Here is a 16069-nt window from a genome sequence, read left to right as displayed (position 1 = left end):
ATACGCTCTTGCGCGCAGCATCATGGCAACTCGCGTCGAAGTGATGCCAGTTTAGCGCCTGCGCAGGTTCATAAGTCTTACTACAGCGGAGTGTTGTTACACCATGATGGACAATTTACGCGCGGCGGCCAACCACCTCGTGCTCAAGATTATTTTGGGTTTGATTATCGTGTCATTCTTATTGACTGGCGTCGGTAGCTACGTGATTGGCGGTAACAATAACTATGCCGCAGAAGTTAATGGCCAGGAGATTAGTCGTGGTCAGTTTGAAAATGCGGTAGCTAATGAGCGTAATCGTCAGCAGCAACAGATGGGGGAGCAATTCTCTGAACTGGCGGCTAATGAGGGCTATATGCAGGCGCTGCGCCGTCAGGTGCTCAACCAGCTGGTTGATGAAGCTCTGCTTGATCAATATGCCAAGACCCTGGGCCTGACCATTAGCGACGAACAAATCAGAACCGCAATTTTTACTCAGCCTGCTTTCCAGAACGAAGGCAAGTTTGATAACAGCCGTTATAACGCCATTATTCGCAATATGGGCATGACACCCGATCAGTATGCTGCTGCTCTGCGCAACCAACTGACCACAGAACAGTTAATCAACAGTATTGTGGGCACTGACTTTATGCTGAGTGGTGAAATGGATGAGCTGATTGGGCTTATCTCTCAGCAGCGTTTAGTACGAGAAGCGGTTATCAATGTGGATGCATTGTCAGCCAGTCAGACCGCGACTGAGCAAGAAATCGACGACAATTATGCCCGTAATAAGAATAACTATGTTACTCCTGAGCAATTTAAAGTGAGCTATATCCTGTTGGATGCGGCGAAATTTAAAGAAACAGCGAGTGATGCAGAGATTCAGGCTTATTACGATCAGCACAAAGACGTTTTTACCCAGCCGCAGCGTGATCGTTACAGTGTCATTCAAACTAAAACTGAAGCGGAAGCAGAAGCAGTGCTGGATGACCTGAAGAAAGGCGCTGATTTTGCCACTCTGGCGAAAGAGAAGTCTGCCGATATTATCTCAGCACGTAATGGCGGGGATATGGGCTGGCTGGAGCCTTCCACCACGCCAGACGAACTGAAAAATGCCGGTTTGAAAGAAAAAGGTCAGCTTTCTGGTGTGATTAAATCATCAGTAGGTTTTCTGGTTGTGCGTCTGGATGATGTTCAGCCTGCACAGGTGAAGCCGCTGTCAGAAGTGCGTAATGAGATTACCGCCAAGGTTGAGCAGGAAAAAGCGCTGGATGCTTATTATGCACTGCAACAAAAAGTAAGCGATGCAGCGAGCAATGATAATGAATCTCTTGGTAGTGCCGAGAAAGTTGCCGGTATTAACGTTGTTGAAACGGATTGGTTTAGTCGTGATAGCCTGCCAGCCGTTCTGAACTTTAAACCTGTCACCGATGCTATTTTTAATGGCGGTCTGGTGGGGACGAATGGCGCACCCGGCAGTAACTCAGACATTATTACCGTTGACGGTGATCGTGCCTTTGTCCTGCGGATTTCGGGTCATACCCCTCAGAGTATCAAGCCACTGAGTGAAGTGACTGAACAGGTGACTGAGCAAGTTAAACGTGAGAAAGCAGAGCGTGAAGCGAAACAGGATGCAGAAAAACTGCTGACTGAACTGAAAAAAGGTGACGGTGATGCGGCGTTGAAAGCGGCGAATCTGAGCTTTGGAAATGTACAAACGTTAACGCGTGGAGATCAAAGCCCGGTCAGTCAGGCCGCTTTTGCCTTGCCTCTCCCTGCTGAAGGTAAACCAAGCTACGGTATGGCGACGGATGCCAATGGTAATGTGGTTCTGCTGGCACTTGATACAGTGAAAGCGGGCAGCATTCCAGAGGCACAGAAAAATGCCATGGTGCAGGGTATTACCCAGAATAATGCACAGATAGCATTTGAAGCATTAATGTCCAGTTTGCGCCAGCAGGCCAAAATCAAGTTAGGTGAGTCAGTAGAGCAGCAATAATGATTCACATATCCTGTCGCATTTAGTTGTAACGTGATGCAAAAACAAAAGGCCACTTTCGTGGCCTTTTCCACATTTGAAGGATGAGGTTTGTTCATCATTTCTAAGACTTGTAGGGTGACTCTGCTGTCTACACACAAGGAGAAACAGCATGAATACACCAATAAAAAAAATTCTGTATACCGCTATTTTAGCCAGCTGGTTCAGTGTTTTTGTTGTTCACGCAGAAAAATTGCCTAAATCCGAACCCGCTTCTCAAATGGAAAAAAGTGCTTCACCTGCAGCAGATAAGCCTGAGGTGACAGGTGCTTATGGCGTGGATATCAATGCAGCCTCAGCAGAGGAGCTGGCTGATGCGCTTAATGGCGTGGGAATTAAAAAAGCTCAGGCGATTGTGCACCACAGGCAGGAATTTGGTCCGTTTAAAAATCTGGAGCAGTTACTTGATGTTCCGGGGATCGGCGCTTCTCTGTTGGAACGTAATCGAAGCCGTATAAAATGGTCACAGTAAAATATTCACTCTTTTACTAATCTAAAAGGTCATACTCGTTTATCGAGTATGACCTTAACTGATTAAGGTCAGTTTAGAGGGGTATTAAAAATCATCCTGCGGTTTTGTACCGTATCCCTGACAGGCTCAAAAATTAACGTAAACCCGTTTTCTCTTTCATTGATGCCATCACCGTGCTCTTATTTGACAGGTAGTGGTTGAGTCCATTTGCTCGTAAGTTACATGCGGCACAATGCCCACAACCCTCCCCCTGAATGCCGTTATAGCAGGTGAGTGTTTCGTGGCGAACTAGCTCAAGTTGTTGCCAGTAATCTGCCAGTGCCCAAGTCTCAGCCTTGTCCAGCCACATTAACGGTGTCTCAAAACGAATACTCCGAGCCAGGCCCAGATTGATCGCCTGATTCAGGGCTTTGACAAATTCGTCCCGACAGTCAGGGTAGCCAGAGAAGTCTGTTTCACACACCCCGGTAATCACGGACTCTGCCTCAACTTGCCAGGCATATATCGCCGCCAGGGTCAGGAACAGAATATTGCGCCCGGGGACAAAGGTATTGGGGATGCCTTGTTCTCCAGGCGTGTAATCAGGAACCGGGATGCTGTCGCGGGTCAGGCTGCTTATTGCCAGAGAGTTAAGCATGGTGGCATCCAGTACCTTGTGGGCACAGGCACCAAGCTGGAAAGCCAGTTTCCTGGCAACGTCAATTTCAGCCCGATGTCGTTGGCCATAATCAAAGGTAACGCAGTGCACCTCATCATATTGTTGTAAAGCCTGGATAAGGCAGGTGGTTGAGTCCTGGCCGCCACTAAATACGACTACGGTACGTTTCATGGGTTATTCCGTCATTCAGAGTCACTAAGTAAGAAGAGGGTATGGTAGCCTCCATGGGGTTGGTAAACCAGCCCCTTCACTGGCTGTCTGGCGGAGGTAGCCAGACATCAGCAAAGTCAAACCAGCCCCAGGCGTTCAGCGTTACGCCATGAACGCCTGGTGGGGCGCTTATCTGGTAGCGATAATTAAAAAGGGGGGTTATCACCGCGTCATACATCAGTTGGTAGAAAAGGGATTTCAGGTGATTAATACGCTGTATTTCACTGTCTGAACGCTGGGCTTCATCGAGCATATTTTTTAAACGTAAACAGGCGTCGGGACTAAAGAGTGCCGGCCACAATGGATCGCTACGTAGCCACTGTTCCAGAGTGTATTCAGGTGACTCGCCAATGAGCCTGTCACCCATAATCAAGTCAGCATCGGTCAAGATCTGGCAATCATGCCAGTTTTTTTCATTATGAAAGATTATTTCAAGTTCACAGCCTTGCGCGGCAAGACAGCACTTAAGCTGCTGCGCCATGGCGTGAAGCTCTGCCGGCAGGTGATAAATCAGGGTCAGTGTTTTTGGTAACTCAGCCGTCCCTTGCGATTCCCATTCAGGCCGTTCCCAACCCGGGAGTATGCCCGTGCTGGGGGTGATTAACGTATCACCGAGAGGTAACGTTGATACTATCTCTGGTTTCCTGATCATCTCCATGAGTGTTCTTGACTGGGCGGGGGTGAGTTTTCCGCACTGTTTAATCGCCAGATAACAAAAGCCCAGACTAATTTGATTGGTTATTGGACGCAGGTTTATGTGTTTTTCTTGCTGGCTGATGGCTATCTGCACGGGATGTAAACAGGAGATACTGGCTGAATCATTAAAAAATTGTGGTGTTATCCATAACTCAACAGCCTGAATCAGGGCATGACGCAAATGGTAGTAATCAAAACTCTCCAGTCGAACCAGGTTGTCTTTAAAGCAGGTAATACGAAAAGGCCCGCAACCCACATCTGGATACAGTGGGTGTGCAATGCTACAGCAATAGCTGGCAAGGCGGTGTGCCAGCCAGTAATCAGGCTGAGACAGTGTGAAGCGCAGGCACCCAGCATGGGGGCATTCAATGCTGCTGACACTGGCTAATAATTCTTTTAAAACAGGGAGCTGTAGCAGCCGGTTAAGCTGCAGCTCCAGTTGTGCTGTGTCCAGCCGTTCACCGTTATGCCAGTACAGTGTGGGGTGTATAAAAAAATCCCACAGCAAACCATCAGGGGAGGTTTGCCAGTGATGAGCCAAATCGGGTGAGGGGTGTGAACCGCTGCCGATGAAGCGCGTCAACCCGGAAAAAATCTGACGGCTGAGATGTTGCTCGGCACGTCCAGATAAAAAGCCGGGAGCAGGAGGCGCTAATGGTCGGTAATAAGGGATCCGCAGTGTTGGTACATTATTTTGCCATTGTCCTCCGAGGAAGGGCTGTAGAAAATGGCGTAATTTGTCAGGAGCAATCTGCGCCAGCTCCAGTGCGTTTTGGTGCAGTCCCTTATCCAGCACCCGTCCCATCAATTCGGCCCTGACACTTTCCGGGGTACGTAAAAAGGTTAATCGCCCACGCTTTCCCCTTCCTGACTGAGCCTGCCATTGCAGCCAGCCAGTATCGGCCAGCTGGTTAAGTAGCGTCCTGACATGGCGTTCACTACAAAAACAGCGAACCGCTAATTCTGCCACGGTCACCTGTTGTGGCTCACCAGAAGAGGGGGACCACAAACGTTGAAATTGATTGAGTTTATTAAGAAGGCGCATAAAAACCCGGAACATTTTTTTTAAGTATTCACTATTAGTTCCGTATATACCAGGGGATACTTTTCGCGCAACCTTTTTACTCTGGAGTCAATATGGTTCGTCTGGCTGCATTTGATATGGATGGCACATTACTGATGCCTGATCACCGCCTTGGCGTGGAGACACTGAACACGCTGGTACGTCTGCGTGATGAACGTCAGATCCAGCTTGTTTTTGCTACTGGGCGTCATCAGCTCGAAATGCGGCATATTCTGAGCGCTATTGAACTGGATGCTTATCTGATTACCGGTAATGGAACACGGATACATAGCCGGGAGGGGGTACTGATGCATCGTAGCGATCTTCCGACGGAGGTGGCAGAGTGTGTGCTTAAACAGCAATGGAGTACATCCGCCAGTATGCATGTCTTCAATGACCAGGGCTGGTTTACTGAAAAAGCAACACCAGAGCTACTCGCCGCCCATGTTTTCAGTGGATTCAAACCTCAGCACATTGATTTATATGATACTTACTGTCAGGACGTGACAAAGGTCACTTTCCTGGCAGATCATGACAGCTTGCTTCGTCTGCGCGACCAGCTGCAAATGGCACTGGGTGACCGTGCGGCACTCTGTTTCTCAGCAATGGATTGCCTGGAAGTTTTACCCCCTGGAGCCAATAAAGGTGCTGCCCTGGGGATGCTCAGTCACCATCTTGGTATCGCACTGCAGGAGTGCATGGCCTTTGGCGATGCCATGAATGATCGGGAAATGCTCTCATCTGTAGGGTATGGCCTGGTTATGGGAAATGCCATGCCACAACTGAAAAACGAGCTATCCCATCTGCCAGTCATCGGCCATTGTGCTGAACAGGCAGTTGCACAGTATTTAACCGCTTGGCTGGAAGCATCACCGCTCACTTATTCCCCCGAATGATGAGTGTTCCCGGCACTTGGCTGCGGATAAAGCAGGGCGTTAATGCGTTGCCCCTGCTTTATTGTTAGCAGTTGAAATTCACTTTATTGATTTTCACGGTTTTTTTATTGTTCATCCCACTCCGGGCGACAGGAATACACCGCCGCCTGGAGTGGGGGAAATACGCTCCCCTGGTTATTGGCAAACGGTGTCAAGCTTATCCAGCCAGGGGTGCAGGCTACCGATGTTTTCTTCAACCCACCGGGGGTTATAGTATGTCTCCAGATAGCGTTCGCCACTGTCGCACAGCAGGGTGACAATCGAGCCATGTTGCCCTTCACGATGCATTTTTTCAGCCAGTTGAAGGACACCCCACATGTTGGTCCCGGTAGAAGCGCCAACTTTACGGCCCAGTAATTTTTCCAGCCATAGCATTGTGGCAACACTTGCCCCGTCCGGGACACGCATCATGTCGTCAATGACATCAGGAATGAAAGAGGGCTCACAGCGTGGGCGACCAATACCTTCAATTCTGCTCCCCACGGGGCTGGTTAGCCCACAGTCTCGCTGTTGCCAGTAATCTATAAATACGGAGTTTTCTGGGTCAACAACCACTAATTTAGTTTTATGGCCCTGGTAACGAATATAACGTCCTAGTGTGGCTGAACTCCCGCTAGTCCCGGCACTCATCACAATATAGTCTGGGATCGGATGGGGTTCATGGGTCATCTGGCGGTAAATACTGTCGGCAATATTATTGTTACCACGCCAGTCAGTTGCCCGCTCCGCATAGGTAAACTGATCCATATAGTGGCCATTCAGTTCATGGGCTAGTTTTTCAGAAGCGGCATAAATTTCGCAAGCCTGGTCGACAAAATGGCAGCGACCGCCGTAGAAGGTTATCTGTTCAATTTTACGCTTTGCTGTACACGCGGGCATTACAGCAATAAATGGCAGCCCCAGTAGACGTGCAAAGTAGGCTTCTGATACGGCCGTCGATCCTGAAGATGCCTCAATAATCGTGGTTCCCTCTTTTATCCAGCCATTACATAACCCGTAGAGGAACAGTGAGCGAGCCAGACGGTGTTTCAGACTGCCTGTTGGATGGGTGCTTTCATCTTTCAGATAGATCTGGACCCCCGGAAAAGCAGGTAAGGTCAGCCGAATTAAATGGGTATCCGCTGAACGTTGATAGTCAGCATTAATTTCACTGATGGCGTTGTTAACCCAGGCCTTAGTCATGGCAAATTCTCGTTTATCAATTTGTGCGTAGATTAACGCAAGATTAAGATAAAAAACTTGCTAAATTTCCTATTAATTTATTCTATAATAGAAAAATATTCTCTCTGAGGTGAGTATGGTAGATAAAATAGACCGTCATCTATTGGCGTTGCTGCAAGATGACTGCACACTCTCTTTGCAGACATTGGCCGATGCCGTTAATCTGACCACCACACCATGCTGGAAACGCTTAAAACGCCTGGAAGAAGAGGGTTTTATTCGTGGTAAAGTAGCGTTGCTGAACCCAGAAAAACTTGGCCTGGCATTAACGGCTTTTGTGCTGCTCAAAACTCAGCAACATAGCCGGGAGTGGTATAGCCAGTTTGTTTCATTGGTTGAAATGATGCCTGAAGTATTAGGGTTCTGGCGCATGGCCGGAGAGTATGACTACCTGATCCAGGTTCAAGTCGCAGACATGAAACGTTATGATCTGTTTTACAAAAAATTAGTGAATGGCATACCGGGTTTAAGTGATGTGACGTCGAGTTTTGCCATGGAACAGATAAAATACACCACAGCGTTACCTCTTGTATAATGTTCCCAACGTAGACGGGGACCTGTCGATATTCAATTGATGCCAGGGTACGGCAGACTGCCATTCAGGATGTAAATTTCGTGCGATTATTTGCTCAGTTAAGCTGGTACTTTACCCGGGAGTGGCGACGCTATCTCGGTGCGGTACTGTTGTTGATTATTATTGCAGTATTACAGTTGTTCCCCCCGAAATTAGTGGGGCGAATTATTGACGGCGTAAATCAGCGTACCCTGAGTGCGTCTGAAATCTTGTTATGGATTGGTAGCATACTCGCTATTGCGGTCACTGTTTACCTGTTGCGTTATGTATGGCGGGTACTGCTGTTTGGCGCGTCTTATAAACTGGCGGTTGAATTACGTGAAGACTATTACCATAAATTGAGCCGCCATCACCCGGAATTTTACCAGCGTTATCGCACCGGGGACTTAATCGCCCGGGCTACCAACGATGTTGATCGGGTGGTGTTTGCCGCAGGAGAGGGCGTATTAACACTGGTGGACTCATTAGTTATGGGGCTTGCGGTGTTAATCGTGATGTCGACCCAGATAAGCTTCCCTCTGACCCTGCTGGCACTCTTACCTATGCCGGTTATGGCCCTGGTGATTAAACGCGATGGCGCACGCTTGCATGAACGTTTTAAAGTCGCCCAGGCCGCTTTTTCCGTGCTGAATAACCGTACACAAGAGAGCATGACGAGTATTCGCATGATCAAAGCCTTTGGGCTTGAAGACCGCCAGTCATCACTGTTTTCTGAAGAGGCACAAGATGCTGGTGCCAAAAATATGCGTGTCGCACGCGTCGATGCACGGTTTAATCCCACAATTTATGTCGCTATTGGTGTTGCTAACTTCCTGGCCATCGCTGGCGGTAGCTGGATGGTCGTTGAAGGCAAGTTAACCCTTGGGCAGCTAACCAGTTTTATGATGTACCTGGGATTAATGATTTGGCCGATGCTGGCACTGGCCTGGATGTTTAATATTGTTGAGCGTGGCAGTGCAGCCTATAGCCGTATTCGTTCACTGCTGGACGAAAAGCCCCAAGTGGTGGATGGTACTCTGCCTGTTCCCCCTGGTCGCGGGGATCTCGATGTTACTGTTAATCGCTTTTGCTACCCGCAAACGGATCAGCCAGTACTGACGCAGGTTTCGTTTGTTTTGAAACCTGGGCAAATGCTGGGACTGTGTGGGGCAACGGGGAGTGGTAAAAGTACGTTATTGGCACTGATTCAGCGTCATTTCGACATTGATGATGGCGAGATCCGCTATCATGATATTCCCCTGGTGCAGCTCCGTCTGGACAGCTGGCGTAGCCGACTGGCGGTGGTCAATCAGACTCCATTCCTGTTTTCCGATAGTGTTGCCAATAACATTGCACTGGGATGCCCCGGAGCAACACAGCAGGAGATAGAAACCGCAGCCAGCCTGGCTTGCGTCCACGATGACATTCTACGTTTACCACAAGGGTATAACACCGAAGTGGGCGAACGTGGTGTGATGCTGTCCGGTGGCCAGAAACAGCGTATTTCTATTGCTCGGGCATTATTGCTGGATGCCGAAATATTGATACTTGATGATGCCCTGTCGGCTGTGGATGGCCGCACAGAACACCAAATCCTTGCTAATTTACGTGAGTGGGGGGAGCGGCGAACGGTCATTATTAGCGCCCATCGTCTCTCGGCATTGACTGAAGCCAGTGAAATTTTGGTGTTGCACCATGGGAGTATTAGTCAGCGTGGAAACCATGAACAGCTGACTGATGAAAAGGGCTGGTATCGGGATATGTACCGTTATCAGCAACTGGAGGCAGCACTGGATGACTATCAGGCGCCCGAAAACAGCCCGGAAGGTAGCAATGCGTAAACAACAATGGCCGACGATTAAGCGGCTGCTGGCTTATGGTTTACCTTGGCGTAAGCCATTATCAGGTGCCATGGTCATCATGTGGATTGCCGCCGCGGCAGAAGTTATGGGCCCGGTACTGGTGAGTTATTTTATTGATAATTTAGTGGCGCATAATCGCCTGCCTCTGGGGTTGGTAACAGGGCTGGCGACGGCCTATTTACTGTTAGTCATTATGGCTGCTTTGTTAAATTACTATCAGGCATTGTTGTTTAACTCCGCGGCAGTGGGCGTGGTGCAACAGTTGCGCAGTGATGTCATGGATGCGGCATTGCGCCAGCCATTAAGTGCCTTTGATACCCAGCCTGTGGGACAAATTATTTCCCGTATTACTAATGATACTGAAGTCATACGGGATCTGTATGTGACGGTGGTCGCCACAGTGCTACGCAGTGCTGCACTTATAGGGGCCATGTTGGTAGCAATGTTTAGCCTCGACTGGCGTATGGCCCTGGTGGCTAGCATTATGTTCCCGGCAGTATTTATTGTGATGTTGATCTATCAGCGTTACAGCACCCCCATTGTGCGTCGAGTACGTGGTTATCTGGCCGATATCAACAATGGCTTTAATGAAGTTATTAATGGAATGGGGATTATTCAGCAATTTCGTCAGCAAGCGCGTTTTGGTGAACGAATGTTGCAGTCCAGTCGTGCACACTATCTGGCGCGTATGCAAACGTTGCGTCTTGATGGTTGGTTACTCCGGCCTTTACTGAGCTTGTTTGCTGCGATGATCCTCTGCGGTCTGTTACTGCTGTTTGGCTTTAGCCAGCCAGGGGTTATCGAAGTCGGGGTACTGTATGCATTTATTAACTACCTTAGCCGTTTAAATGAACCACTGATTGAACTGACAACCCAGCAGTCGATGCTGCAACAGGCGGTGGTCGCGGGGGAACGGGTATTTGAGTTAATGGACGGCAAACGTCAGCAGTATGGCCATGATAATCGTCCCCTGGCGAGCGGTGAGATCACAGTAGAGAACCTCTCTTTCGCTTACCGGGATAATAATCTGGTGCTGGAGAATATTAATATTGAGATCCCTGCCCGTAGTTTTATTGCCTTAGTCGGGCACACAGGAAGTGGGAAAAGTACGCTTGCGAATTTACTGATGGGTTATTACCCATTAACCGCCGGAGAGATTCGACTTGATGGAAGAGAACTGAGCACATTAAGCCATGCGTCACTGCGTCATGGTATCGCGATGGTGCAACAAGACCCGGTCGTCACAGCAGACTCCTTCTTTATTAACGTCACGTTAGGGCGAGATATTAGTGAAAGTCAGGTCTGGCAGGCACTGGAAACCGTTAAAATGGCAGACTATGCCCGTGCTCTGCCTCAGGGTATTCATACCCCGTTAGGCGAGCAGGGGAATAATCTCTCTGTGGGGCAGAAACAGTTACTGGCACTGGCACGGGTACTGGTAGATGTACCAAAAATTCTCATTCTGGATGAAGCAACCGCCAATATTGACTCTGGAACGGAGCAGGCGATTCAGCAAGCATTGAGTATTGTGCGCAAACAGACGACCTTGATTGTCATTGCCCATCGTTTGTCCACGATCACCGACGCAGATACCATTTTGGTGCTGCACCGCGGTCAGGCGGTAGAGCGTGGCACACATAAAGAATTGCTGGCTCAACAGGGACGTTACTGGCAGATGTACCAGCTGCAGCTGGCGGGGGAAGCATTAGTGGCAACAGCTCAGGAAGAGGGCGCGACTATTTAAGCTTAATGTTGGTTCCCCTGCACCGGACTTGTCACCTCCAAATGCATCATTGCACCGCAATGGTGCATTATTTTTGCCTCAAATATAACAATCTACTTAAGACCCACCTCTGAGGCTTCAATCTTCCCTCTCACACCACTAAAAAACGTTCGCTGAATTATTGGCACGGGACTTGCTTTAAACATTATATACAGGCAAGGACCTGATCTTAAGAGGAGAGGAACAATGAAGCTGGTTACTGTGGTTATCAAGCCATTCAAACTCGAGGATGTACGTGAAGCGCTCTCTGTAATCGGTATTCAGGGTCTGACGGTGACAGAAGTGAAAGGCTTCGGGCGCCAGAAAGGACATGCCGAGCTATATCGAGGGGCGGAATATAATGTCAATTTCCTGCCTAAAGTGAAGATAGATGTTGCGATCAGTGACGAACAACTCGATGAAGTCATTGATGTGATGAGTAAATCAGCCTGGACCGGGAAAATCGGTGACGGCAAGATTTTTGTGACTGAGTTACAACGCGTAATCCGGATTCGTACCGGTGAAACTGATGAAGACGCCCTGTAATTAATTGACCGCAGACGGATGGAAAATATGAAAAGACTGACCTCATACTTGGCTTTTAGCGGTCTGGCTATGGTGCCATCATTGGCAATGGCCGCCCCAGCAGCTGTTGCGGTTGCTGATAAAGCCGACAATGCTTTTATGATGATTTGCACCGCACTGGTTCTGTTTATGACAATCCCTGGACTGGCGCTCTTTTACGGTGGCCTTATCCGCGCCAAAAACGTGCTCTCTATGATGTCACAAATTATTGTCAGTTTTGCCATGGTGTGCATACTGTGGGTCGTTTATGGTTACTCACTCACCTTCGGCCCTGGTAACAATTTCTTTGGCAACTTCGACTGGGCCATGTTAAAGGGGCTCCAGACTGACACGGTCATGGGGTCTATTTATCAGTATATTCATGTGGCGTTCCAGGGGTCCTTTGCCTGTATCACTGTTGCGCTGGTTGTTGGTGCGTTGGCTGAACGCGTCCGTTTCTCGGCAGTGCTGATCTTTGTGGCGGTCTGGTTCACGTTATCTTATGTGCCTATTGCCCATATGGTCTGGGGGGGCGGTCTGTTAGGGTCTCATGGGGCATTAGACTTTGCTGGCGGTACCGTGGTGCACATCAATGCCGCGATTGCGGGCCTGGTAGGTGCTTATTTTATGGGTAAACGGAGTGGCTTTGGTAAAGAAGCCTTTAAACCCCATAACCTGCCAATGGTATTTATTGGTACTGCGATGCTCTATATCGGCTGGTATGGCTTCAATGCGGGCTCGGCTGGTGGGGCAGATAACATTGCGGGGCTGGCCTTTATTAACACCTTGATTGCTACCGCTGCCGGTATCCTGGGATGGGTATTTGGTGAGTGGACATTACGTGGTAAACCTTCTTTATTAGGGGCGTGTTCTGGGGCAATTGCCGGCCTGGTTGGTATCACCCCTGCTTGTGGTTTCGTCGGTGTCGGTGGGGCGCTGATCATCGGTATCGTGAGTGGTTTTGCTGGATTGTGGGGTGTGACCTTACTGAAAAAATGGCTGCGTGTGGATGACCCTTGTGATGTGTTTGGTGTCCATGGCGTTTGTGGCATTGTGGGTTGTATCCTGACCGGTGTTTTTGCTGCAACATCTCTTGGTGGTGTAGGTTTCGCTGCTGATATGACCATGGGGCACCAAGTTCTGGTTCAGCTGGAAAGCATTGCCATTACCCTGGTCTGGTCTGGTGTAGTGGCTTACATTGGCTTTAAACTGGCTGATATGACTGTGGGTGTCCGTGTGAGTGAAGAGCATGAACGTGAAGGGCTGGATGTCAACAGCCATGGCGAAAGTGCTTATAATAACTAAGTAAACCGGTTGTTCTTTTTATCCCTCGTCTGAAAAGGCGAGGGATAAATATATTAACTACGCTGTCTGATGACCCCTTCCTGCACGCTTGATGCGATCAACTCACCTTGTTGATTATAGAATTCACCACGAACAAAACCTCGCGCGTTTGAAGCCGAAGTGCTCTCTACGCTATACAGTAACCAGTCACTAAAGTTGAATGGGCGGTGGAACCACATGGAGTGGTCAATCGTTGCCACTTGCATGCCTGGCTCCAGGAAGCCTAACCCCTGAGGCTGTAGGGCCGTGGGCAGGAAGTTAAAATCAGAGGCATAACCCAGCAGTAACTGATGTGTTTGCAAATCATCCGGCATTTGACCATTCGCCCGCATCCAGGTTTGGCGCACAGGGGCATCAATATGGCCTTTAAGTGGATTATGAAACACCACGGGGCGCATTTCGATAGGCCTTTCACAGAGAAATTTCTCTTTAAATACCGGTGGTAAGAATTTTTCCAATGAACGGGCTATGTCAGTTTCTGACGGCAGTTTTTGGGGACCAGTTACTTCCGGCATTTGTTTTTGATGTTCAAAACCGGCTTCCGGTGCCTGGAAAGAGGCGGTCATATAAAAGACCGGTTTACCATTCTGAATGGCCGAAACTCGACGAGCACTGAAGCTGTTACCATCACGTAAGGTTTCAACATCGTAAACAATCGGTTTCTGGCTATCCCCAGGACGCAGAAAATAACTGTGAAATGAGTGTACCAGTCGTTCCTCTGGCACGGTCTCTTTTGCCGCATAGAGAGCCTGACCAATGACTTGCCCGCCAAATACCTGTCGTAAGCCTAAGTCCTCGCTCTGACCACGGAACAGTCCTTCTTCAATCTTTTCCAGATTAAGCAATGCTAATAAATTACTCAGCGCCTGGCTCATAAAATGTCCTCAACAGGGGAAAGCGAAACGGGGGCGATTATAACATGTCGCCACTTTTATCAGGGAGTCATGCTGCCATCGGTGTATCTAACGCGAGGGTGGGGCGTTGTGACGGTTTAAATACGCCAGCGATAACGTGCCATATCTATTTGGCCATCACCGGAAACCGGAATACCTTCAGCCACCAGTGCGGCCCGCTGGCGTAAAAAGTCCGGGCCAGTTAATGACAATAACCCCATGCGATTAACGACCCGATGCCAGGGAAGGCGACTCCCTTCTGGCAAGCGTTTCAATACGCCCCCTACTTGGCGAGCTGCGCGTGGTGAGCCTGCCAGTAATGCGATATCGCCATAGGTGGTCACGTACCCTTCTGGGATCGCGGCAAGGATTTGATAAACCCGCTGGGGGAAAGAGTCGTGGTTATCCATGCTTGTCTCCTGAATTAAGCCGCTTAGAATAGCCGCCGACAGGGTACTCACCAAGGGATAAATGCACAATAAAACAACATCTAACCTGACGTGCCTTGCAATTACCCCAGTCAATGTGGATAATGCGCCTGCGCGTTGGATAACAACGCCCTCAATGGGGGCCCTATTGGTTCTCCCGCAACACTAACTTGTGAACTCGGTCAGGTCCGGAAGGAAGCAGCCGCAGCAGGCGTCGTGTGTGCCGGGATGTAGCTGGTAGGGCCCCCACCCAATTCCAGGTAATTCATTGATAATTCGCTATCGCTGTAACGAATGTTCTTCTGAAACTCAAAAAGTAAAACATCGGTGCACATTTCAGCGCATCAATCGGAATGAGGGCAGGCCAGAAGGGCGCTTTTATTCCTGGTATTAATGCCTCCGGCACCTTAAAAATCATCTGATATCAGATAAACAAAAAGATGTACCCGCAGAGATGCACCTTTCCCATGCTATTACCTGAGTTTCCAGTCCTCAATAATTTTCACCGCACTTAACAGCTTAAGTACGAGCAGTTCGTCTGCAGATGTCTTATCACAGCAAGAGGAAATGAACCGGTCAATCTCAGCCATATCAATACGGCAGTTTGGATGATATGTCTCCATGTGCTTACGGCCATTTGTCACGTCTATTTTATCAAAATATATTTTCACTTCATTAGACATGGTATGACTATATTTTTTTTCAAAAGACACGGCCCGCGGGTTACTATAAATTTCTATAGCATGTAAAAAATGAGCACCAAGATATAAATGAGTGGCTACGGCTGAGGCATCAACACTGTTAAAAATTTTTGTATCAAGAAATTGATTAATTTTATTAAGCGTTGATTGTGACGGCGGCAATTCCATACCTTCATCCCACATATCCCTGATTAGATCGCTTGTGCCGACCATTTGTGACGTGAAACCTAATTTATTCTGTTCCAGGATAGCAGTAAATTTCATGATGACGACACGAAAAAACTCCTCGCTTTTAAACATTTTATCTAAATAGGGTGCTGGCACACCCTGTTTAAGACTCAGCGTTCTCACGACATCAATGAATTGATGTCGCTTATTGTTATTATTAAACCATGTCGGATAACAGATGTCTTTTGTTTCACTGAGGCTTCTTTTTGCCCGTACTATTACTGCATTATACTTTCTTGTTTTGGCCTTGTTGTAACCTTTAATGGCTATGTAAACTAACCACAAGATAATGATGAACCCTATAAACCCCATTTTTTTCTCGCTGTATAATGTCTAATTTATTAGATTGGTTTCATTAATTATATCTGGATTAAGTATTGGCATCATGACTTTCCCGGCGATAACCCATCAATACTGAAATTACTACCAACGTTATTATCTGTATTATAATATTCATTATTATAA

14 protein-coding genes and 1 other RNA gene are annotated in these 16069 nt (G+C 48.3%); 9 read left to right on the top strand and 6 right to left on the bottom strand.

Annotation, left to right across the window (positions count from 1 at the left end):
- The first annotated feature begins 103 nt into the window (after window positions 1-103).
- Together ppiD and JK154_RS10050 are read left to right on the top strand one after the other, a co-directional pair.
- Window positions 104-1975, top strand: a complete 1872-nt coding sequence (gene ppiD, locus JK154_RS10055) for a peptidylprolyl isomerase (RefSeq protein WP_211992409.1) — start codon at window positions 104-106, stop codon at window positions 1973-1975.
- 151 nt (window positions 1976-2126) lie between these two features.
- Window positions 2127-2486 carry a helix-hairpin-helix domain-containing protein gene (locus JK154_RS10050; RefSeq protein WP_211992408.1) on the top strand — a complete coding sequence of 120 codons (360 nt, stop codon included), beginning with the start codon at window positions 2127-2129 and terminating at the stop codon, window positions 2484-2486.
- Window positions 2487-2619: 133 nt separating this feature from the next.
- Here JK154_RS10050 and queC read toward each other — a convergent pair whose 3' ends face one another.
- On the bottom strand, window positions 2620-3315 hold the full coding sequence (gene queC, locus JK154_RS10045) for a 7-cyano-7-deazaguanine synthase QueC (protein WP_211992407.1): 696 nt from the start codon (window positions 3313-3315) through the stop codon (window positions 2620-2622).
- Between the two features lie 76 nt (window positions 3316-3391).
- Complete coding sequence (locus JK154_RS10040; RefSeq protein WP_211992406.1) at window positions 3392-5095, bottom strand: SgrR family transcriptional regulator; 1704 nt, start codon at window positions 5093-5095, stop codon at window positions 3392-3394.
- 92 nt (window positions 5096-5187) lie between these two features.
- Between JK154_RS10040 and cof the strand changes: the two genes are divergently transcribed.
- Complete coding sequence (cof, locus tag JK154_RS10035) at window positions 5188-6009, top strand: HMP-PP phosphatase (protein ID WP_211992405.1); 822 nt, start codon at window positions 5188-5190, stop codon at window positions 6007-6009.
- A 174-nt stretch (window positions 6010-6183) separates the two neighbouring features.
- On the opposite strand, the gene JK154_RS10030 is transcribed toward cof, so the two are convergent.
- The gene (locus JK154_RS10030) at window positions 6184-7230 is read right to left on the bottom strand and encodes a PLP-dependent cysteine synthase family protein (protein WP_211992404.1); all 1047 of its coding nucleotides are present in this window, start codon (window positions 7228-7230) and stop codon (window positions 6184-6186) included.
- A gap of 115 nt (window positions 7231-7345) precedes the next feature.
- Here JK154_RS10030 and JK154_RS10025 point away from each other — a divergent pair, with 115 nt between their 5' ends.
- From JK154_RS10025 to amtB, 5 genes are all read left to right on the top strand, one after another.
- Window positions 7346-7804 carry an Lrp/AsnC family transcriptional regulator gene (locus JK154_RS10025; RefSeq protein WP_211992403.1) on the top strand — a complete coding sequence of 153 codons (459 nt, stop codon included), beginning with the start codon at window positions 7346-7348 and terminating at the stop codon, window positions 7802-7804.
- Between the two features lie 80 nt (window positions 7805-7884).
- Window positions 7885-9663, top strand: coding sequence for a SmdA family multidrug ABC transporter permease/ATP-binding protein (locus tag JK154_RS10020; protein WP_211992402.1), 1779 nt, complete (start codon window positions 7885-7887; stop codon window positions 9661-9663).
- A complete protein-coding gene (locus JK154_RS10015) occupies window positions 9656-11428 on the top strand; it encodes a SmdB family multidrug efflux ABC transporter permease/ATP-binding protein (RefSeq protein WP_211992537.1) in 1773 nt (590 codons plus the stop codon). Before JK154_RS10020 ends, JK154_RS10015 begins: the two co-directional genes overlap by 8 nt.
- Window positions 11429-11653: 225 nt before the next feature.
- Window positions 11654-11992 (top strand): P-II family nitrogen regulator, encoded by a 339-nt coding sequence (gene glnK, locus JK154_RS10010; protein ID WP_211992401.1) that lies wholly within the window; start codon window positions 11654-11656, stop codon window positions 11990-11992.
- Window positions 11993-12019: 27 nt separating this feature from the next.
- Window positions 12020-13315 carry an ammonium transporter AmtB gene (gene amtB / locus JK154_RS10005; RefSeq protein WP_211992400.1) on the top strand — a complete coding sequence of 432 codons (1296 nt, stop codon included), beginning with the start codon at window positions 12020-12022 and terminating at the stop codon, window positions 13313-13315.
- A gap of 53 nt (window positions 13316-13368) precedes the next feature.
- On the opposite strand, the gene tesB is transcribed toward amtB, so the two are convergent.
- Both tesB and JK154_RS09995 read right to left on the bottom strand, forming a co-directional pair.
- Window positions 13369-14229: an acyl-CoA thioesterase II gene (tesB, locus tag JK154_RS10000; RefSeq protein WP_211992399.1), complete on the bottom strand. Its 861-nt coding sequence runs from the start codon at window positions 14227-14229 to the stop codon at window positions 13369-13371.
- A gap of 116 nt (window positions 14230-14345) precedes the next feature.
- The gene (locus tag JK154_RS09995; RefSeq protein ID WP_211992398.1) at window positions 14346-14657 is read right to left on the bottom strand and encodes an MGMT family protein; all 312 of its coding nucleotides are present in this window, start codon (window positions 14655-14657) and stop codon (window positions 14346-14348) included.
- 164 nt (window positions 14658-14821) lie between these two features.
- On the opposite strand from JK154_RS09995, the gene ffs reads away from it, so the two are divergent.
- An RNA gene (ffs, locus tag JK154_RS09990) (signal recognition particle sRNA small type) lies at window positions 14822-14918 on the top strand.
- Window positions 14919-15148: 230 nt separating this feature from the next.
- On the opposite strand, the gene JK154_RS09985 is transcribed toward ffs, so the two are convergent.
- Window positions 15149-15916 (bottom strand): hypothetical protein, encoded by a 768-nt coding sequence (locus JK154_RS09985; RefSeq protein WP_211992397.1) that lies wholly within the window; start codon window positions 15914-15916, stop codon window positions 15149-15151.
- Window positions 15917-16069: the final 153 nt, after the last annotated feature.

The sequence above is a fragment of the Citrobacter sp. JGM124 genome, assembly GCF_018257795.1.
Taxonomy (GTDB): Bacteria; Pseudomonadota; Gammaproteobacteria; order Enterobacterales; family Enterobacteriaceae; genus JGM124.
This window is presented reverse-complemented; position numbering and strand designations above follow the sequence as displayed.